This is a genomic window from Brucella sp. GW823-FHT04E01 (genome assembly GCF_058796175.1).
Genome location: NZ_JBXAIK010000001.1, coordinates 282904 through 303744, shown reverse-complemented (window position 1 = coordinate 303744; position 20841 = coordinate 282904). Strand labels below are relative to the sequence as shown.

Sequence of the window (20841 nt, the reverse complement as noted above, 5' to 3'; positions counted from 1 at the left end):
AGAAAATTGACCCCTCAATCGTGTTCAACGGTTCAGTCCGAAGCCAAGCTCGGTTAAAGAATGGTTATGGAGAACGGCATCGACCACCGGTCGCAACTGCAGGACGAAGACAATCGCCAGACGACCGCGCCGATGATCTCGGTGCGCGACGTGACGGTTTCGTTCGGGCGTCAGACGGTGCTCGACAAGCTGTCGCTTGAGATTTACCAGGGCGAGGTTCTGGGCTTCATCGGTCCTTCGGGGGCGGGAAAATCAGTGCTGATGCGGACCATTCTCGGTCTCAACAAGAAACAGTCGGGTGAAATCGAGATTCTCGGTCGCAACATCGATCAGCTGAATGAGATGGAAAAAATGTCCATCGACATGCGTATGGGCGTCTTGTTTCAGCATGGAGCGCTATTTTCGGCGCTGAATGTTCTTGAAAATATTCAGGTTCCGATGCGCGAGTATCTTGATCTGTCGCCGAAGCTGATGGACGAGCTGGCGCGACTGAAAATCGACCTTGTCGGTTTGAAGCCTGACACGGCAGAAAAGTTTCCGTCCGAACTTTCCGGCGGCATGATCAAGCGTGCTGCGCTTGCACGTGCTCTGGCTCTGGATCCGGATATTCTGTTCCTTGACGAACCGACATCGGGTCTTGATCCCATTGGCGCTGCAGAGTTTGACGACCTGATTGCCAATCTGCGGGATACGATGGGTCTGACCGTCTATATGGTCACTCATGATCTCGATAGTCTTTTTGCAATTTGCGACCGGATTGCCGTTCTTGGAAACAAGAAGGTACTCGTCAGCGGCACCATTGAAGACATGCTAACGGTAGACGATCCGTGGGTTAAATCCTATTTTCGGGGCAAGCGTGCGCGCCAGATTGATCCATCGGCGCCAACGAGACGGCGGCCCGGCAGCCGCTTGCAGACTGGATAAGATATGGAAACTAAAGCCAATTATGTTCTGGTGGGTGTCTTTACGCTGATCGTCAGCCTGTTGGCTTTCGCGTTTGTGTTCTGGATCGCCCGTTTTGGGGAAGCACGCGATTCTCTGGAGCTCGATGTTCGTATCCCGGGTTCCGTGACTGGCCTTTCGATCGGGAGTCAGGTTCTATTCAACGGTATCAAAGTTGGCGATGTTCGGGCGCTGCGTCTTGATCCGTCCAATCCAGAAATGGTGATCGTTAAAACTCGCGTCAACGCGACAACACCTATTACCCGCTCAACTGCAGCAACCCTTGGTTTTCAGGGACTGACCGGGCAGGCTTATATTGAACTGAAGGGCGGTCGTCTTGATGAGCCCAATCTTCTGACCGAGGCTGCAAACGTAGATTCGGTTGCGCGTATTGATGCCGATCCGTCCTCAATCAACAATCTTCTTGCTACCGCACAGGATATTGCTGCACGAGCCAATGCCGTGCTTGGTCAGTTGGAGGGTTTCGTAAAGGATGCTCGTGGACCGCTGACGGATACAATCAACAACACGAAGACTTTCACCGACGCACTGGCACAGAACGCCAACATTATTCAGGAACTTGGTGAGAACACCGGAAACATCAACCAGATCGTCACTGACGCCAAGGATATGATGGCTCGCTTGAACGCTGCTTCTGTGCGTGTTGACGCCATTCTGGCGAAGACCGACAAGCTCCTGTCGAGCGACGACAAGGATGGGGTTGTTGCACAGGCTAAGGCAACGCTGGAATCCATCCGCCAGACATCCGACAATCTCGACAAGCGGATGGGGCCGATTGCGGACAATCTCCAGCGTTTTTCGGGACAGGGATTGCGTGATGTGCAATCCGTCGTGGTGGATAGCCGCCGCTCCATTCAGCGCATAGAACAGGCAATTACCGATCTCGAGCGTAACCCTCAGCGCCTTATCTTTGGCGGTAAAGGGAATGTACCTCAGTATGACGGGAGGACGCGTCATTGATTTCCAAAGCTAGCCTTATTGACATGAAATCACGTCGCACTCTTTGTCGTACAACTTCAATATCTGTTCTGCTCAGCATACTTCTTGCTGGCTGCGGGACGACAACGCCGCTTGACACGTTCAATCTGTCTGCACCGCAGCCCGGTGTTTCTTCGCCAAGCCGCAAGAACACACAGTTGCTGGTTCCGACGCCAACAGCCCTTAAGGCGCTCGATAGCGAGAATATCGTTGTCAGCTCAGCGCCCGGTTCCATCGAATATCTGAAGGGTGCTCAATGGGGTGACAGGCTGACGAACATTGTGCAATCACGTCTGGTGCAGGCCTATGAGAATACAGGTGTGTTCGGCGGGATTGGCCGTCCAGGAGACGGGCTGGCAATCAACTATCAGATTCTGACCGATCTGCGCATGTTCGGCATTCAGGCCTATGCATCGCCTAAGCTCGCAGTGGTCGAACTGGCTGTCAAACTGATGAATGACAAGAATGGCGAGGTTCGGGCCACCCGCGTGTTCCGTACGGCCATTCCGGTAAGCGGTGCGACGAATGCGGCCTATGTGAAGGCACTTGACGCGGCTTTTGAACGGACTGCTAGCGAGATTGTTAGCTGGACAGTGACAGCGCTCTAACCGTTTTTTTAAAGCACATATTGTCTGAGAACCGTTTCACACTTTTCGAGATGCACTCCAACTGAGGCAAGGTGGAACAATAAAAAAGGTCGGCGTGTTGCACCGACCTTTTTTATTGAACGGAACCAGCCGGTTTCATCCGAGCCAGACAAACAAAAACGCGGCCCGAAGGCCGCGTTTCCTTTGAGTTCTGGTCTTAGCGAAGGCGACCGCTTGCGTGGGCAAGCATGGTGTAGACCTTACCAGTGTCCGAGGTGAGGTAAGTCCGCGTCACCATGTTGTCACGGTCGTTGCGGGCTACATCTTCAAGCAGACGCTGGAAGTCGTCCATGTAGCGGTCGACGGCGCGGCGGAATTCACCATCCGTCTGATACTTGCGCTTGATATCATCAAAAGTCTGCTGACCCTTCAGCGTGTAGAGACGGCGAGTAAAGACGTTTCGTTCACCGCGACGATAACGGTCCCAAAGCTCCACCGAAGCTTCGTGGTCGATAGCGCGGGCAATGTCCACCGAAAGCGAGTTTAGCGATTCAACGACATGGCTTGGTGAACGAGGCGTTGCGACCGGCTGTGCTTTCGGCTGCGCGGCTTCTTCTTCCTCGCGGGAAGCACGGGCTAGGAGATCAGACACCCATCCACGCGGCTTTTCTGCCTGTGCGGCTGCCGGTGCAGGCTGAGCCTTCGGCGCTTCGTAGGCGCGCTGGCGAATTGCAACATCTGCCTGTACCACCGGTGCCTGAACAGGGGCTGGACGAGCTGCTGCCGGTGCCGGACGCGAAACCGGGCGATCAGCACGGCTTTCGCCGACATCTACCAGACGACCAGACTTATTGACGATTTCGGCCAGTTCCTTGAGCGCATTGATCTGCTCGCTCACGGCTTTGCGCATAGCGGTCGTTGTTTCCTTGGCCTCGGCAGGCATGTCGAGAACGCCACGCTTCAGTTCGCCACGGGTCGTGTTGAGCTCGTTTCGAATTTCGCTTGCAGTGCGGCGAATATCGTCGGTTGCTGCAGAGAACTTCTGTGCTGCCTGTTCAACGATTTCCGAAACGCTTTCCCGCATCTTCTCGGCAGACGAACGGGTCTGGCCTTCGGCGCGCTGGAATGCGGAGGTCACCAGCCCTTCGAAGGACTGCATCAGCTTTTCCACGCCTTCCGACTTCTCGACGAGACCGGATGCCAGTTTGTCGAGCGCCTGATGGCGATCTTCAAGCGTGCTGACAAGGCCGTTCTGGGCCGTGTTGATCATGTCGGAAGCCGAAGAGAGAACCTTTCCGTGCTCTTCGAAACGGTCGGCGATGTCTGCGATCTGCGACAGCGTGCTGTCGGAGATAGCGCGCAGCGTACCGATATTGCCGTCAATCAGGCCCGTGGAGGCCTGGAACATCTGCGCTGCACGGTTGGTGTTCTCAACGAAGCTCGACGTCGTGTCGACAAGGCGACCATCGATATCGGTGAGATTGCGCGTTGCAGTGTCGATCAACTTGCCCAGTTCGCCGTTGGAGGCTGCAAGACGATCGATCAGTTCGCTGACATTGTCGGAAAGACCGGTCTTGGCCTGCTGAACAGCGGCAATTGTTTCCGCTGTGCGGCTTGCAAGCGCATTGACCAGAGCGGCGTTTTCCGAACGAAGCCTATCTGTTGCGGCATGGGTTGCTTCTTCAAGCTGCTGCGCCAGTCCACGACCGCTATCAGCAAGCCGCTGTACAAGCGGTTCTGCAGTATCGTTGAGGATCTTGGTGATTTCCTGCGAACGGGCAGCGAGAACGGCATTGAGCTCACGAGTACGTTCTTCCAGCGTCACCGCAGTCGTGTCGGTTACCTGTGCAATACGAGCCTCGACGGAGCCGAGTTCCATCGTGATGCGCGAGCCGATATCACCGAGACGGGTTGCAATCGCGTCAGCACGCTCAGCGAGGCGCGTTTCGGTACCAGCGAGATTGTCGGCAACGCTGGCCGAGAAGGACTCGCTATGGCCTGCAAGCGTTTCACTCGTCTTGGAAGCCGTATCGGCAATCCGCGCTTCAATCGAGCTAAGTTCGCCGGTGAGGCGGCTTTCGATTGCTTCAAGACCGCTGGCAATAGCGCTGGCGCGTTCATTGAGGCGCGTTTCGGTGCCAGCAAGGTTGTCGGCGACGCTTGCAGCGAAGGCTTCGCTGTGACCAGCAAGCGTTTCGCTGGTTCTGCTTGCCGTGTTGGCGATGCGGGCTTCGATTGAGCCAAGCTCGCCGGTGAGGCGGCTTTCGATCTCACCAAGACGACCGGCAATCGCGTCGGCGCGGTCGCCGAGACGTGCTTCCGTCCCAGACAGATTATCGATCAGGCGAGCGCTGAATGCTTCGCCGAAGCCGTCCAGAGCTTCACCAGCCTTGGCTGCTTCAGCCGAAAGCGTGCTCGCGGCTTCGCCGATCTTCTCGCGCAGCGTGCCAGCAACGATGCCAGCGCTCTGTTCGAGTGCACGACGGACATTGTCGACGCCGATGGTGAGTGCCTTTTCCATCGTCTGTGTGCGTTCTTCGATAATGCCGGTCTGGCCTTCGAATGCGCGGCTGATGGTCGAACTGCTGTCGGCAATTGCGTTGTGAAGGTTGGTCGTGCGCTGTTCCAGGATATCACTGTGATCCTGCAGCGTCTGGCTCAGCGATGTCGTGCTCTCACTCAGGGTCGAGCGGATTTCGGCAGCACGCGTTTCAATTGTGCGCTCGTGACCGTCCAGAATGCCGGAGAGGGCATTGTTGTGATCGTTCAGGACGTTATGAAGGCCGCTCGTGCGCTCTTCGACCTGACGAACATGTTCGCCCAAGGCGGCAACAAATGCATCGCGACCGGCACCAATGGAATCAGTCATGCTGCTTGCACGTTCATCGAGAATGCGTGCGAGCGTGTTCTGATTATCAGTGATGAGCGCCTGTAGCGAATTTACGCGCTCATCGAAAGTGCGAGCGAGAACCTCACGGTTTTCGTTGAAGTTATCGCGCATTGCGGCGGCACGCTCATCCATCAGTTGAGCAAGCATGGCTTGATTGCCCGCGATGACACCATGAAGCGTGGTGGCGCGCTCTTCCAGCGAACGAGCGTGGTCTGCAAAGCTTGCATCAAGCAGTGCGGAATGGCTTGCCATTGTCTCGCGCAATGCGTTGGTCCGCTCTTCCAGAATTGCCGCATGACTATCGGCAACGGTGTTGAGGGCAGATGCGCTGACGTTAACGGCATTCTCGATATCGCTCGTGCGTGCAGCAAGCGTATCGGCATGACCGCGGATGACGGAGGAAACGCGTTCCGTTTCGCCTTCCAGCGAAGCAGCCAGAACATCACGGCTTTCGGCAAGCTTGCCTGCAAAGGCATCGGCCTTTTCGCCAAGAATATTGCCGACGCTTTCGCCGATAGATGTCAGATCTTCGCCGATCTTTGTCTTGGTTTCGTCGATCATCGTGCTCAGAGACGTGCGACCGCTGGAGAAGGTCTCTGCGATTTCACGAGTACGAGCGATGAGGTTTTCGTTGATCTGGCGCGAACGGGTTTCGAGAGCTGCATTGAGCTTCTCAGTGCTGCTGTCGAGAGCATGCGCACGGGCTTCGAATTCGGACAGAAGCGACCGGCCACGCTCGGAAAGGGTGCTTTCGAGGTTTGCAAGACGGGTGTCGAATTCGCTGACCATGGATTGCGTTGCACCGCCGAGCAGATTGGCAATACCGGTCGTGCGTTCGTCCAGAGCTTCCGTCAGGCGGTCCGATACAGTGCGCGACTGTTCATCAAGCGTTGCAATGCGCGTATCGAGCAGGTTTGCAAAAGCTTCGCCCGAAGTCGTGATGCGGGAGCCGATGTCACCGGTGCGGGTTTCAATGGCCTCGGCAATAGCGCCGCCGCTTTCGTTGATGCTGCCGATCAGGCGTTCACCGGATTCGCCGAGCAGGGTGCTCAGCTGCTGCGAGGCAGACAGAACATTGTCGCGGATGATGTTGGACGCGCTGGAAAGTTCTTCCTTAAGCTGCTCATGCGCACCGGAGATCGATGAACGTACCCGTTCGGCATGGCTGACAACAGCTTCACGCTCATTGCCCAGATCGCTGACGAGCGAACGAATGCGAACTTCATTGTCGCTATAAGCACGCTCAAGCTGATTGACTTCGGACTGAACGAGCGTTTCCAGCTCGACGGCACGAGCCAAGGTGCGTTCGATGCCTTCGTTCATGGCGGCGACTTCGCGGCGCACTGCCTGTCCGAGGGTAGAAACGCGATCACCGGATACGGCTTCCGGCTGGAGCAGGCGCATCGCAGCTTCCGACATGCTGCGTGCTGCCGTATGCATTTCCTGCGCGCGTTTTACGAGTTGCGCGAAGCCCCAGAACATGGCGACCGGCAATGCTACACCCGCAACGACGCCGAGGCCGGCGGGCGAGGTGAAAAAGTCCTTGGTGGCTTGCAGGGTCGAAAAGACATCAGGATTGATGGCTTTGCTCAGGGCGACGCCGCCAGCGGCCCAGAGCACGCTGATTGCAGTTGTCGTCCAGAAAAGCTTAGAGGAGTTTTCCGTCGCACGGCGCGGAGCGGCGATAATCGCTTTTTCACTGCGGGAATCGTCATTGGCCGGCGTGAAGGTAGGGGATGCAACGGTGGCGGCGGTTGCAACAGGTGCAGCGGAAACAGGCTTGCTGACAACAGGTTCGGGCGCGGGCGTTGCGACCTTCGAGGTGTTGGCAGGCTTGTGCTGAACGTTGGCCGTACCTTGCGAAACTGGTCCGGCAGCTTTCACAACCGGCGGGACCGGCGGCGCTGCAGGCGTTGCAATCACCGAGGCAGTGGTGATGGTGGCCACTTTTGCAGCAGTTTCCACAGGGGAAACGGCAACGGGCTCTACCGTCTTGGTCTTCTGCTCAGCAACAAGTTCTTCAGCCGCGCGCGAAATCTGTTCTTCCAGATCATCGACGGAGAAGCCTTCATCGAACGCACTCAAGTCCATGTCGATATCAAGATCGTCACCGAAATCGATATCGAGTGCCTGTTCCAGCGCCTTTTCAACCTCAAGGTCGAGCTTCTGTGCCTTGGATTTGGAAGCCATTGTTTGCCTACCTCGTACTCATTACTGCGACGGCCGGACCATAAAAAGGCCGTTACAAAACTTTCTCCGCCATTTTGCATCGTATCGGCTCGGGCTTGTTAAGGAAATAGGCCTCTTCTGCCGATACCTAAAACTTTAAATACAAGGTTAACGGAAACCGGCTCAATTCATGAAAATTCGACATTTCCGGGCTTCCCGCATTTACCAGCAAGTTGTGGAAATCGATCCGGACCGTTTCCTTCATCCAGGAAAGCTCTACGAGTTTATTAACAAGAATACCCGTATAGAGTGTCTGGATGACTGAATTTCATTTCATGATTGCATGCACTGTAGCGCTGGATTCTGTCCGTCATTCCTAACCGTTCCTCAATTCACATCATATGATGCAGTTTCCGCAGACGGCAAGGAAGAGTTTTCGGGTTTTGGGCCCAACTGTCGGGTTTATCAGGCAGGGAAACTCGTCGTCGATGCACGGCATATTGGCGCAGTTGTGGGCGCGGGCGCGGTCAAGGTTGAAACTAATTGCAGAACGCCGTATCTGCCATTCCGAGTTTATTTGCGTTTCCCTGCGAAGGCAGTGACGGGCGCTCAGGATGAAGATCGCGCGAAACTTGCGTGTTTCAAGGAATAAAAATGACGAAGATCGTATTCGTATCAGCTGATGGCGCGACACGGACCGAAGTCGAAGCCGACAACGGGTCAAGCGTGATGGAAGCTGCCATTCGCAATGGCATTCCGGGCATTGATGCGGAATGTGGCGGTGCTTGCGCCTGTGCAACCTGCCATGTCTATGTTGATGAAGACTGGACGGACACTGTCGGCGGACCTGACGCGATGGAAGAGGACATGCTGGACTTCGCTTATGAAGTTCGTCCTACTTCACGCCTCTCGTGTCAGATCCGGGTTTCTGACGATATTGACGGCCTTGTCGTGCAGGTGCCCGAACGCCAGAATTAAGTTTTGAAAGAGATGGTGATGTGATGGGCGCCGAACCGCAGAATGATATTGTCATTATCGGCTGCGGGCCTGTTGCACTCTTTTCCGTTTTTCAGCTTGGGCTGTTCGGTTTCAGGTGCCATCTCATTGATGCCAGTGATCGGCCCGGTGGTCAATGTACGGCACTCTATGCCGACAAGCCGATTTACGACGTGCCCGGGTTTCCTGAAATCATGGGTGAGGAGCTTGTCGAAAGGCTTCTCAAGCAGATCGCGCCATATAATCCTGTTTTTCATTTCAACAAGATCGCGGTCAGCATCGCGGTCGATGATGACGGCGTGGCTGTTGACACTAGCAATGGCGACAAGCTTGAAGCACGGACAGCGGTGATTGCATCCGGTCTTGGTGCTTTCGGTCTCGATGGACAGGTTATCCGTCCCGACCCTCTGGCCGAAATTTCCTTAATCAAGACGGGCAACATGCTGGCTGTTAGTCCCGAGACCTTCAGAACTTCAAGTCCGAAGGTCTACGCTATCGGCGATGCTTGCCACTATCCGGGCAAGCTGAAACTTATCCTGTCAGGGTTCCATGAAGCAGCATTGATGACGCAGGCTATACGCCGCGAATTGAGATAGTTCGGCACTACTGTTGTTTGGAAGCCTGCTGGGCGCGCTCCATGCGATAAGTCAGCAAGCGTGCAAAGCGGTTTTCGAAATTGATCGTCTCAACCCGGTCAAACCGTTGTTGCTCCTTATCATGCGCTTCCATAAGGCGTGCAGTCACTTTGTCGATGTCAGCGCGAAGCACAGAGCAATCCGTGCGGGTGCGCAGTCCGCGTATTTCCCGTTCCATCTGGCTTGCAAAGCTGCGGGCAATGACGATGTGACTCTCTTCGTGGCGGCGAATATCCTGCAACAGGGTATCCCAGATCAGCGCCAGTTCCGGCGTGGCCTTGCGGCGCTGTTTCCAGCGGGGCAGGGAGACCTTTGCGTGAACGTTTACATAAACGTCCTGCACCTTGCAGGCTTTCCCGGGCGCGCGACCATAACGTACCTTCGCATCGAAACGGATTTCAGCGGCACCGGGATGATGCTGACCAGTCTTCTTGAGGAAGGGGCCATTGCGGGAAAGAGCCTTGTCGAGGTCCGCTGCCGTTTTGCCGCTCACGGTATAGTAGCTGAATTCGCGAAAGATCGCGGCGGCTTCCGCTTGGGGAGCTACGATGGCAAGAACTGCACTGAGAGCCAGAACCTTCTTCCTCAAATTCATGTCCTGGCACCTCTTTCTAAAACCAGTAAGAAATTCTCTTTTTATTGCCGTGAGCATGGCATGCAATCGTCAAGAGAACTATAACGCCCTTCACAAAATGACTTCAGGCGAGGTTGGTTGCAACCTCGCCGCAATGAAATGCCCCAGGTAAACAGCCCAAGGAAATGACACAGGAACATTTCGCTATGACGAAAGAATGGCACGTTGCTCATGGAAGAAGCCTTCGTCTGGGGGAAAAGTCCGTGATCATGGGCATATTGAATGTCACGCCAGACTCATTTTCCGATGGCGGCCACCACAATGAGCTGGAAAGGGCCGTCGAAGTGGCCGGTCAGATGCTTGCCGATGGAGCGACGATCATTGATGTTGGCGGAGAATCGACCCGGCCCGGAGCTGCTGCGATCGATTCCGAAACGGAAATCGCGCGCGTTGTCCCGGTCATCGAAGCGTTGGTGAAAAAATACGATTGCATCATCTCCATCGACACTTACCGCGCAGCAACAGCGCAGGCGGCAGTTAGTGCCGGGGCACATATCGTCAATGATGTCTGGGGGCTACAACGAGAACCAGAAATCGCTCATGTCGCCAAAAGGAGCGGCGCAGGGCTGGTCATCATGCATACCAGCAGGGATCGACCCGTTCTTGCTGATGTCATCGAGGACCAGTTCTCGTTCCTGGATGCTTCACTGGATATAGCGAAAAAGGCAGGCATTGAAGAAACCCGCATCGTACTCGATCCCGGTTTTGGTTTCGGCAAGAACAAGGATGAGGATATTGCGCTGCTGGCGAGAGCAGGCGAATTGCAGAAATTCGGATTTCCGTTGCTCGTCGGCACGTCGCGCAAACGCTTTATCGGCGGCATGACGGGCAGGGACAATCCGCTCGACCGCGACATAGGAACTGCGGCAACGTCTGTCGCACTGCGTTTGGCAGGTGCCGACATCTTCCGTGTTCACAATGTCGCTTTTAATAGAGATGCACTTGCCGTTGCAGATGATATCCTGCAATCCAGACGCAGTGAAAATAGAAAGTGAAGCCGTGTACACGATCCGAATGATGAACTGCGCGTTTTTCGCGCATCACGGCGTTTTCGATGAAGAGCACAAGCTCGGTCAGCGTTTTTACGTCGATGCTATCCTTGATGTCGATCCGGGCAATGCGCTGGAGAATGACGATATCGACGGCACCGTGCATTACGGTATCGCCTTTGCTGTCATTGAAGACATCATCACCGGTCGTCAGCGCTATCTGATCGAGACGCTGGCTCTCGACGTGGCCAAGGCAATGACTGCCCGGTTTCCGCAGGTAAAGCGCGCAGAAATTACCGTCCGCAAGCCGAATGCACCTGTTCCGGGCGTATTGGACCATGTTGAAGTGACGGTGGTTTATCCGCAGTGACTACAGGCAGACATTATCGTGCCTGGCTGGGGCTTGGCGGAAACATCGATGATCCTGTCGCTTCGATGGGCAAGGCGTTGCGTATATTGGACGAACGAGCCGACACAGATGTCGTTGCGGTTTCGGCAGTCTATCGCACGCCGCCATGGGGGAAGACGGATCAGGCGTGGTTTCACAATGCCTGTGCAGAGATAGAAACGTCGTTGCAGCCATTGGAGTTGATTGCGACCTGCCTTGATGTGGAGCGTTCTTTGAAGCGTGTCAGGCTTGAAAGATGGGGCCCGCGCATCATCGATATCGACATACTGGCAATGCAGGATGATGCCGGAGAGACTGTCGTCATGGCGGATTCCGCTCTCGAGCTTCCGCATCCGCGTATGCACGAGCGGGCTTTCGTCCTCGTGCCCCTGAGCGATATTGCACCGTCTCTCGAAATTGCAGGCAAGGCCGTTGCGGACTGGAATGCCGGGATAGAGCAATCCGGAATAGAAAAAGCCCGCACGGATGCGGGCTGGTGGCGTGAATAGCGTTCCGGTCAGTTCTTGGCGATACTGCCGACAGCGATATTATCGACGCGCTTCAGGCTCATGCCGATGACCGGAACCAGTTCCTTGTCGACCCGCACCGAAACCGTCACGTTCATCGTGTTCGGATCGGAGACACGTGCCAGCATCGCACCATTGAGCTGCTTGCGGTTCAGGCCGAAAACAACCTTGTTTCCACTGACGGAACCCGACGTAACATCAAGGCCTTTGCCCGCTGCACCATCATTGAACTTGCCGGAATAAGCGGACCCGACACGCGTGACGGTGGCCTTCATCGGCTGCGAAAAGACACCGACGCGGCAGGTGCCGTCGAGTGTCATGCCAATATCTTCATCCGGGGTCGACCCGGCGAGATTGCAGACGAACTTCGTGCCTTTGTATTTCCCGGCGACGATTTCACCCGGGCCTGACCATTGGCCTTCGATCGTTTGAAAGAACTGTTTGTCCTTGTCAGCGGCCAGAACCGGCGCAGCGGAAAATGACACGGGCAGCAGCGTCAGGCAGGCGGCGATGCAATTCTTCATATTCAGCTCTGTCCCGGATTCACGACCTTGATCGGACGTCATTCCTAATCGTTGTTTTCCAGCATGTCACGACCAAAAGCTGGTCGCGCCTCGCAAACCGTCGGATTTGCCGACGTTGCCATAAGCCGATTGACAGAGAAGGGCACGGTTCAGGGGAGTGTGCCGATACATCTGGTCGCTCGATTCTGGCGCAGATTTCTATCTATCCATAATCGTCGCGAATGGTTAATGCTTCGGAAATAAACCGCTATTTTCCGGGATGCTTTTTATCCGGTCGTTCGCCGTTGATCTTCACGAGATCGCCGATAAAGTCGCCGATGCCGGGGCGTTTTTCCGCATTGAATGGAAACGGACGCACCACATCCATGGCGGCAATCCCGATGCGCGCCGTCATGAGTCCGTTGACGACGCCTTCACCGAGCTTGGCCGATAACCGGGACGCAAGACCATGGCCGACGAGCTGCTGGATCACGCTGTCCCCCATGGCCAGCGTTCCTGTCACGGCCAGATGGGCAATGACCCGGCGGGCAAGTTTCAGAAAGCCTAGCGTGCCAGGACGACCACCGTAAAGTTGTGACAGTCGGCGGATCAGCCGAGCTGATTCAAAAATGACGTAACCGATATCGACCAGCGCACGTGGGCTGATTGCCGTGACAATCGAAACCCGCTTTGAAGCATTCAGAATAAGTGTGCGTGCTTCACGGTCGAGGGGGCGAAGGATTTCTGTTTCGGCAAGCTGGATCAGGTTTCGGCCGTCAATGATATCGTCTGTCAGACCGTCCAGAAGCTGTCGTCCGCGTGCCGTCTCCGGCAAGCCCGCCGCAATTGAGCGCAAGGCGTCCACTGCCTTTCTGGCCGCGGCCATATCGTCCCGCTCTGCGGCATCTGCCGCGTCCTTGCGAAGGTGCTGCACCGAAGCGAGGCGGCGTAATGCGACCAGTTCGCGAACGACGATGGCGATAAAGGCGGCAAGCGCAATTATCGCAACACCTAGAGCCGTCCAGCCCAGCCAATCCGCGCGGGAAAATAGCGCTCGGATAAGGTCTTCGGTCCAGATGCCGATGGCGAATGAAACAAGGATACCGAGTGCACCGAAAAGTATTCTGCTGAGCGACCAGCCCTTGCGTTCAGGCGCTTCAAACGACGGATCGAGGATTTCCAGCTCTGCCGCCTCTTCCTCGCTCAATGCAAAAACATCTGGTTGGGCGACAACAACATCAAGGTCCCGCACTGCACGAGGACGGCGCGGCGCTTCATCCACTGTTTCTGTGCGGGCGGAGGGCTGGCTTACCGTAAAGGAAGCTGGTTTGCGTGGTGTCTTCTCTGTCATGCGAGACGATCCCCAATCAGAAACTGCAAGGCACGATCCAGCCTTATGTGGGGCAGGGACAACGTGATGCCTTCGGCGGTACGTTCAAGCCGGGGTGGCCGGAAACGGACGAAACGAATGGCTGGATCATCCTGCGCAAAGGACTTTTCAAAAATCGCATTGGGATTCTTCGGTAAGTCGCCGGGAAATATAGCTGTTTCGGTTTCGCCATCGAATACTTCACCGTCGATCTTTTCGCCTTTCAGCGGTGTGCCGACGATGACGGGCAGAGTTTCCTTACCTTGTGTAACGGTTGCCTCGCGCGTGGCGCGCACGGCAGCCATTGCGAGGACATCAATATCTGCTCCGGAAAAATCGGCGCGCTCTATAGCCCGTTCCACGAGACGGCGCACGATGGCTTGCAGACGGTCATGACTTTCATGATGCAGATGGTCGGCCTTCGTTGCAGCCACGAGAATCCGGCCGATCCGTCGCTGGATCAGCCCGGTTAGCAGGTTAGAGCGTCCCGGTCGGAAGCAGGACAGGATATCGGTGAGTGCACGTTCGAGGTCGGCAACGACCGCGCCACCGGCATTCATTGCCTGCATGGCGTCGATAAGCACAATTTGCCGGTCGAGCCGCGCAATATGTTCGCGAAAGAAGGGCTTGATGACATAGGTTTTATAGGCTTCGTAGCGCCGCTCCATCATTGCGCCCAGAGAACCGGCCTTCAGATCGTCCGGTTTCAGGTCGGGAAGCGGGGCAAATGTCAGTGCCGGTGAACCCTCGAGATCGCCCGGCATCAGGAAACGCCCCGGCGGCAAGGTCGATAATGCACGCTCATCGGCTTTGCCTGCACGCAAATAAGCCGTAAAACTCTTGGCCAGACGCTGTGCGGTCAGTTCATCTGCCTTTTCGGAAGAGGTGATGAGTGAAGCTTCGGTGATCCAATCCTGAGCCAGATCCTTGTGCGTCGGTTCATGGGCCAGAGCAAAGGAGTCCGCGCTGAATTCAGCATAGGATTTGCCCAGCAAAGGCAGATCCAGCAGCCATTCTCCGGGATAATCCACAATATCGACCGAAAGCTTGCCCGGTGACAACCAGCGCCCCCAGGCAGAAGCGGATTCATATTCGATTGTCAGGCGCAATTGCGAGATTGCGCGCGTGGAGTCCGGCCAGATACGCTCATCAATCAAAGCCGACAGATGCTCTTCATATTGAAAGCGGGGGACTGCATCATCGGGCTGCGGTTCGAGCAGCGCGCGTGAAATGCGGCCAGATTTATAGGCCTCGAACATTGGAAGCCTGCCGCCATGCAGCATGTTGTGAACGAGAGCCGTGATGAAGACCGTCTTTCCGGCACGCGACAAACCAGTCACACCGAGCCGCAATGATGGAGACAAAAGCCCGGTCGCACGATCTGCCAGCGTATCCAGTGCGATCTTCGCTTCGTCGCCGATACTTGTCAGCTTAGCCAATTAATCCTCGCCGAATTCAATGATCTGTCAGCGGTATAGATAGGGTTGTGTCAGCGGTCTTGGCAAGGAATGTTGGTGCACTTACGGAAAATCTACTGGGGTAGTATGAAGCTTTCGAGATAGCCTGCTCCACGTTCGAGTTCGCCCAGTGAGGCAGGAAATGTAATATTTGCCAGTGCGGCAGTGGGAAAACCTGCCCGGAGCTTCAAGAGGCCATCCTTGTTGCCATCGCCACATAAGGCCAGCGCCAGATCCTCTATGCTGGGATTGTGTCCCACGAGCAACAGCGTCGGCACATCGCCATGTTCACGTATAGCTTGCATGTAGTCAGCCGCGCCGCCGCTATAGATCGTATCGTCGACGATGGTTTCGACCTCGATACCCAGACGTTCAATAATGCCTAACGCGGTTTCTCGCGTCCTACATGAACCGGAAAGAACCACCCGATCAGGATAAAGATCGATTGACTTCATCGTCCTTGCAAGCCGGTCGAGCGAAGCTTTGCCTTCCTGATCAAGAGGGCGGTCAAAATCCTTCATTCCAGGTTTCGCCCACACGGCTTTAGCATGTCTAAGGAGAAGCAAACGACTCATCTGTAACGTTCCAAGCTGTGTTTTGTGAGCATTTTCGACCATATTTCGAGCGCAATTGAGCGCTCCGGTGGTCCATTCTCCCGATTTTTTGATGTCTGTCAGCATTATTTACAGGTGCCACATGCCTAATTATTGGGCTGATTATGCTTCCATAGGTTGATGGTGACAGTGACTGGAAAATATACCCACTTTATTGGCAATTGATTGAAGTTATTCTGAAAGTCCAAAGAGCAATTTTTTGCGTGCAGTTTTGAATTGCATAATTTTGATGCAAAATCATACAAAATTGATGCACTAAAAAGTAGTGGGATACGGTTGTTTGATGTTGTGTCCTTGTTGCTATGGAACTATATAACCGCTCGCGTCTCCTAGATGTGGGGTAATTCAGAATGAGTGAATTGATTGACCTTGACTATAGGCCCACTGAAGACGAGCCGTTCATGAATGAGCGGCAGAAGTCTTACTTCCGCGCGAAACTGGTCGCATGGAAGAATGATATTCTGCGAGAAGCGCGTGAAACGCTTGAGGCGCTACAGCAGGAAAATGCAAACCACCCGGACCTGGCGGACAGGGCATCCTCCGAAACGGATCGGGCAATTGAGCTACGTGCTCGCGACAGACAGCGCAAATTGATCTCCAAAATCGACGCAGCATTGAGCCGCATTGATGAAGGAACATACGGCTTCTGCGAGGAAACGGGAGAACCTATCAGCTTGAAGCGGCTTGATGCGCGTCCGATCGCTACGCTATCTATCGAAGCGCAGGAGCGCCATGAGCGTCGTGAGAAAGTCTATCGCGACGACTAAGCTTCGAGACGGTTTGAAAATTTATAGGCTGCGGTTTCCGCAGCCTATTTTCTTTGTATTGAGACAAATTTTGGCCGGAAGTTCAGCTTCTGCGAGTTTCATCCTTGGTCAATTCACCGAGAAGCTTTTCCATTTCATCTTCGATATCATCCTTCGCCTTGTCTTCGACAACGTCGTCCGTTGCGGAAATATCAAGTGAGCTTAGAAGCTCATTCTCGAAGAATTCAGTATCGAATGAGATCGCGTCCTTGGCGTCATCGCTGGCGGCGCTCTCCGAATTGACGTCTGCAGCAATTGCTTCGTGCAATGCACCGCCGAGATCGGCCAGATTATCGCTCGGCGTTTCTACTGCTACGGCCTCTGTTGCTACAGGCTTTGACTCGGCAACCACGATTTCAGGCTCGACGCGCTCCGGTTCCGAAGGGGCGCTGAATGCCGGAGCTGCAGTCAAAGAGACTGTAGGTCCGGTTACATCGACCGGAGGAGATTTATCCGCAACCGTTGTTTCACGCTCGGGAACGATGCTGCCAAGATTTGCTGAAGCAACCGATGCGGCGGCGGCAACACCGGCTGCAGTGGCGGTCGCACCGGACGAGGTTGAACTCAGAACGCCGCGCGAAACCTGGCTCAATGGATAGGCCGGATGTGCACGTGTTGACTGCGGCTGTGCTTGCGCGGGGCGGGGCGGCAATACGGTGCGTGGCTGCGGCGGATAGTTCGGCGCCGGGCGCGGTTGAGGCCGTGGTTGGGGTGGTTGAGCGGATTTCTGCTCGACAGGTGGTCGCGGCGGGATTGGTGCCGTCGGCGCCTGCGGCGGCACACGAACAGGTGCAGCAGCCTGCTGGACCGGCTCTTCTCGTGCTGGCTCAGGCTTGCGGTAGACCGGTGCTTCAATTGCGGAGGTGATCTGGATCGCTTCGTCCTTCTCTTCGGCCTGCGGTGTTTGCAGTGAGAGAGCAGGGCGCTCCGCCTTGTCATTGGTCAGGGTTGCTTCGTGCTGCTTGAAGCGTTCGATATGTTCAGGCTCGATGCGTGAAGCTTGCACACGCGCATGAGCCCGCGATTCCATGACAATATTCTGTTCCACCACAACATCGGTTGGCCCGCCGATGAGCAGGAGATGTTCCACGTCGTCGCGGCGAATAAGCACGAGCTTGCGTCGGCTGTCGACCGCTGCTGCGTCCATCACCGAAAGGCGCGGCTGTCGCGTACGCCCGTTGGAAACGAAAGTACCGCCGCTGAAACGGCGAATGATACTGAGAACAACGAAAATTCCGCCAAGAATGATCGCAAATATTAGGATGAAGCCAACAATATTAGCCGCACTCTCTCCAACGATGCCGCTGAGCCATTCCTTCATGCGGATACCCTCTTATACAATAAACGAAAAACCTGCGGCGAATGGAGACTGCGCTTCCCCCGGCACTCCGCATCATCACATGATTGGTACAGTAGTTGAATTTCTAAGCCTTGGGAATGTTTCTTGGAAATGCGAGAAATATATGATCCCCAGGCAAAACGGTGCAAAAAAGTCCAATTTGCACCGTTTCAGTACGGCAATGCTTGTACTGCTCGCCGATTAAAGCATTCTGCGAATCGGATATACCCTGACATATTGGCTGCGTGTTCCCACGTGAGAGCTGAACTGTGCGGAAAAGTGCATTCGAGAAAATCGGATATGCGGATGATTGAAATGACGTCTTGGCTGATCGAAAAAATGCATGGCACCCGGGACACCCGGATGCCTGTTGGTGCTCGGCCACGCAACATGAAAGGGCAGCAGGCTTGATGTCGCGACAGACGGACAACGCTTACCCGAAACCGCTCGTAATGCCCAAGCGCAATCGCAGCGGAGCTCTTCGCCTGCTGATCGCCGGTATTCTGCTTACGGTCGCCGCAATCGCCTATTTTGTGTTCCGCGACCGGCTTGGAGATGGATTCGCCCTCGTTCTTATGGGCGTTCTGTCGATGGTCGGCGTATTCTACCTTTTCGGCGCAGCAACGGGTCTCATTCAATTCAGCCAGAAGAACGGTGAACAGGACCTCGCTCATTCCTTTATGGATTCGCAGCCGGAAGGGACTGTCATTTCCGACGCGCGCGGCCAGATCGTTTATGCCAATCAGGCTTATGCCGTCATGACTGGTGTTGCGAATGCCGAAGGAGTCCGTTCGCTCGATAATGTATTGACGGCAGAACCCGCGGCATCCGATGCCATATACCGTCTGACGAATGCCGTTCGCGATGGTCTGTCGGCACAGGAGGAAGTGCGTCTTTCCGGCGGCCTTTCCCGTGAGGGGCATGGCTCGCTGGCGCCTGTCTGGTATCGCATCAAGGCGCGTCCCGTTGAAGCCGGACACGAATTCAAAAGCCCGCTCGTCGCGTGGCAGATTGCCGATATTTCCGACGAGCGTGCGGAGCAGGAGCGCTTCTTTCAGGAGCTGCAGGAAGCGATCAATCACCTCGATCACGCGCCAGCCGGGTTCTTTTCTGCCGACCCTTCCGGCCGGATCATCTACCTCAATGCGACGCTTGCAGAGTGGCTCGGTGTCGATCTGACCCAGTTCACACCGGGATCGTTGACACTCAACGATATAGTGGCAGGCAGTGGAATGGCGCTCATCAAGGCGGTGAAAGCCGAGCCGGGCACAAGCCGCAACACTGTCATCGATCTTGATCTGATCAAGCGGAACGGACAGAGCCTCGCCGTTCGCTTCTATCACCGTGTCCAGGCTGCGCGTGATGGAACGCGCGGTACGAGCCGTACCATCGTTCTGGATCGTGCGGAGGGCGAAGATTCATCAATGGCGCTGCGTTCCGCAGAAGTGCGCTTCACGCGTTTCTTCAATTCGGCTCCGATGGCCATCGCTGCGGTTGATTCTGCCGGACATATACTGCGCACCAATGCGCGCTTCCTCGATATTTTCGCCCCTGTTGTCGATCGCGATGCGATTGACGGCAATGCGAAGCTTGAAATTGTCGTGCATGAACGCGACCGCGAGACCTTCAACAGAGCGCTTGCCGCAGCCTTTGCAGGACAGGCAAGCATTTCGCCTGTTGATACGGTGTTGCCGGGCAACGAAGAGCGGCACATCCGCTTTTATATGAGCCCTGTCACTGATCTGGGCGGCGAGCGCGCCGAAGAAGCGGCGATTATCTCGGCTGTCGAAACAACCGAGCAGAAAGCCCTTGAAAACCAGATGGCGCAGAGCCAGAAGATGCAGGCTGTCGGCCAGCTTGCAGGTGGTATTGCGCACGACTTCAACAACGTTCTGACGGCGATCATCATGTCGTCGGACCTGCTGCTGACCAACCATCGCGCATCCGATCCGTCCTTCCCGGACATTATGAACATCAAGCAGAACGCCAATCGCGCGGCCTCGCTCGTGCGCCAGTTGTTGGCCTTCTCGCGCCGTCAGACGCTTCGTCCGGAAGTGCTCGACCTGACCGACGTTCTTGCAGATCTGCGTATGCTTCTGGCTCGCCTTGTCGGCAAGGATATAGAGCTGAAGATCGATCATGGACGTGATCTCTGGCCGGTCAAGGCCGATCTCGGACAGTTCGAACAGGTTGCTGTCAATCTCGCGGTCAATGCACGTGATGCCATGCCGGACGGCGGCGAAATCACGTTGCGCACCCGTAACGTGTCGGCGCAGGAAGTCGCAAAGCTGCATTATCGCGATCTTCCGGAAGCGGACTATGTGGTCTTCGAAGTGGAAGACACCGGGACGGGTATTCCTGCGGATGTGCTCGAAAAGATTTTCGAGCCGTTCTTCACGACGAAGGAAGTGGGCAAGGGTACGGGCCTTGGGCTGTCGATGGTCTACGGGATCATTAAACAGACCGGTGGCTTCATCTATTGTGATTCCGAGGTTGGAAAAGGCACGACATTCAAGATCTTCCTGCCGCGCCTCATCGAGGAAAAACGCGCCGACGATGCGCCGGTTGTCGTGAAGGAAAAGAAGGTCGAGAAAGCAACCGATCTTTCCGGTTCCGCGACCGTTCTCCTGGTGGAAGACGAAGACGCGGTCCGTATGGGCGGCGTGCGCGCACTCCAGTCACGCGGTTATACAGTCCACGAAGCGGCTTCCGGTGTCGAAGCGCTTGAAGTCATGGCAGAACTTGGCGGTGAGGTGGATATCGTCGTATCGGATGTCGTCATGCCCGAAATGGATGGCCCGACACTGCTGCGTGAGCTTCGCAAGACGTATCCTGATATCAAATTCATCTTCGTGTCGGGTTACGCGGAGGATGCCTTTGCACGCAATCTTCCAGCTGATGCCAAGTTCGGATTCCTGCCAAAGCCGTTCTCACTCAAGCAGTTGGCGACCACAGTTAAGGAAATGCTGGAGAAGCAGGATTAATACTGCGGCGAGG

17 protein-coding genes are annotated in these 20841 nt (G+C 55.4%); 10 read left to right on the top strand and 7 right to left on the bottom strand.

From position 1 onward, the window contains the following. Window positions 1-60 precede the first annotated feature (60 nt). Genes AC1RHM_RS01610 through AC1RHM_RS01600 form a run of 3 tightly spaced genes read left to right on the top strand, consistent with a single transcriptional unit; the run spans window position 61 to window position 2549 of the window. A complete protein-coding gene (locus AC1RHM_RS01610; RefSeq protein ID WP_029376099.1) occupies window positions 61-924 on the top strand; it encodes an ABC transporter ATP-binding protein in 864 nt (287 codons plus the stop codon). Window positions 925-927: 3 nt separating this feature from the next. Continuing rightward, window positions 928-1923, top strand: coding sequence for an MlaD family protein (locus AC1RHM_RS01605; RefSeq protein WP_010660055.1), 996 nt, complete (start codon window positions 928-930; stop codon window positions 1921-1923). A gap of 23 nt (window positions 1924-1946) precedes the next feature. Continuing rightward, on the top strand, window positions 1947-2549 hold the full coding sequence (locus tag AC1RHM_RS01600; protein ID WP_010660056.1) for an ABC-type transport auxiliary lipoprotein family protein: 603 nt from the start codon (window positions 1947-1949) through the stop codon (window positions 2547-2549). A gap of 196 nt (window positions 2550-2745) precedes the next feature. Here the strand turns inward: AC1RHM_RS01600 and AC1RHM_RS01595 are convergent, their stop codons facing one another. After that, on the bottom strand, window positions 2746-7608 hold the full coding sequence (locus tag AC1RHM_RS01595) for an apolipoprotein A-IV repeat region-like domain-containing protein (protein WP_010660057.1): 4863 nt from the start codon (window positions 7606-7608) through the stop codon (window positions 2746-2748). Window positions 7609-8241: 633 nt separating this feature from the next. Here AC1RHM_RS01595 and AC1RHM_RS01590 point away from each other — a divergent pair. Both AC1RHM_RS01590 and AC1RHM_RS01585 read left to right on the top strand, forming a co-directional pair. Beyond that, a complete protein-coding gene (locus tag AC1RHM_RS01590) occupies window positions 8242-8565 on the top strand; it encodes a 2Fe-2S iron-sulfur cluster-binding protein (RefSeq protein ID WP_010660058.1) in 324 nt (107 codons plus the stop codon). A gap of 23 nt (window positions 8566-8588) precedes the next feature. Next, entirely contained in the window at window positions 8589-9179 is a 591-nt protein-coding gene (locus AC1RHM_RS01585) for an NAD(P)/FAD-dependent oxidoreductase (RefSeq protein WP_010660059.1), read from the top strand. Window positions 9180-9186: 7 nt separating this feature from the next. On the opposite strand, the gene AC1RHM_RS01580 is transcribed toward AC1RHM_RS01585, so the two are convergent. Then, a complete protein-coding gene (locus AC1RHM_RS01580; protein WP_010660060.1) occupies window positions 9187-9813 on the bottom strand; it encodes a DUF922 domain-containing Zn-dependent protease in 627 nt (208 codons plus the stop codon). 185 nt (window positions 9814-9998) lie between these two features. Between AC1RHM_RS01580 and folP the strand changes: the two genes are divergently transcribed. Genes folP through folK form a run of 3 tightly spaced genes read left to right on the top strand, consistent with a single transcriptional unit; the run spans window position 9999 to window position 11738 of the window. Continuing rightward, the gene (gene folP / locus AC1RHM_RS01575) at window positions 9999-10847 is read left to right on the top strand and encodes a dihydropteroate synthase (RefSeq protein ID WP_010660061.1); all 849 of its coding nucleotides are present in this window, start codon (window positions 9999-10001) and stop codon (window positions 10845-10847) included. Window positions 10848-10851: 4 nt separating this feature from the next. Next, window positions 10852-11211 (top strand): dihydroneopterin aldolase, encoded by a 360-nt coding sequence (gene folB / locus AC1RHM_RS01570; RefSeq protein WP_010660062.1) that lies wholly within the window; start codon window positions 10852-10854, stop codon window positions 11209-11211. Next, window positions 11208-11738: a 2-amino-4-hydroxy-6-hydroxymethyldihydropteridine diphosphokinase gene (gene folK, locus AC1RHM_RS01565; protein WP_010660063.1), complete on the top strand. Its 531-nt coding sequence runs from the start codon at window positions 11208-11210 to the stop codon at window positions 11736-11738. The genes folB and folK overlap by 4 nt, the downstream gene beginning before the upstream one ends. Before the next feature lie 8 nt (window positions 11739-11746). Here the strand turns inward: folK and AC1RHM_RS01560 are convergent, their stop codons facing one another. From AC1RHM_RS01560 to AC1RHM_RS01545, 4 genes are all read right to left on the bottom strand, one after another. Further along, entirely contained in the window at window positions 11747-12280 is a 534-nt protein-coding gene (locus tag AC1RHM_RS01560) for a hypothetical protein (protein ID WP_012092019.1), read from the bottom strand. Between the two features lie 247 nt (window positions 12281-12527). Further along, window positions 12528-13610 carry a YcjF family protein gene (locus AC1RHM_RS01555; RefSeq protein ID WP_010660065.1) on the bottom strand — a complete coding sequence of 361 codons (1083 nt, stop codon included), beginning with the start codon at window positions 13608-13610 and terminating at the stop codon, window positions 12528-12530. Beyond that, the gene (locus AC1RHM_RS01550; RefSeq protein WP_010660066.1) at window positions 13607-15067 is read right to left on the bottom strand and encodes a YcjX family GTP-binding protein; all 1461 of its coding nucleotides are present in this window, start codon (window positions 15065-15067) and stop codon (window positions 13607-13609) included. Before AC1RHM_RS01550 ends, AC1RHM_RS01555 begins: the two co-directional genes overlap by 4 nt. Before the next feature lie 92 nt (window positions 15068-15159). Further along, window positions 15160-15660, bottom strand: coding sequence for a SixA phosphatase family protein (locus tag AC1RHM_RS01545; RefSeq protein WP_010660067.1), 501 nt, complete (start codon window positions 15658-15660; stop codon window positions 15160-15162). Between the two features lie 389 nt (window positions 15661-16049). Here AC1RHM_RS01545 and dksA point away from each other — a divergent pair, with 389 nt between their 5' ends. After that, window positions 16050-16466: an RNA polymerase-binding protein DksA gene (gene dksA, locus AC1RHM_RS01540; protein WP_010660068.1), complete on the top strand. Its 417-nt coding sequence runs from the start codon at window positions 16050-16052 to the stop codon at window positions 16464-16466. A gap of 82 nt (window positions 16467-16548) precedes the next feature. On the opposite strand, the gene AC1RHM_RS01535 is transcribed toward dksA, so the two are convergent. Then, window positions 16549-17826, bottom strand: coding sequence for a flagellar biosynthetic protein FliO (locus tag AC1RHM_RS01535; protein WP_010660069.1), 1278 nt, complete (start codon window positions 17824-17826; stop codon window positions 16549-16551). A gap of 428 nt (window positions 17827-18254) precedes the next feature. Here AC1RHM_RS01535 and cckA point away from each other — a divergent pair, with 428 nt between their 5' ends. Continuing rightward, window positions 18255-20828, top strand: a complete 2574-nt coding sequence (gene cckA / locus AC1RHM_RS01530) for a cell cycle histidine kinase CckA (protein ID WP_151576354.1) — start codon at window positions 18255-18257, stop codon at window positions 20826-20828. Window positions 20829-20841 lie beyond the last annotated feature (13 nt).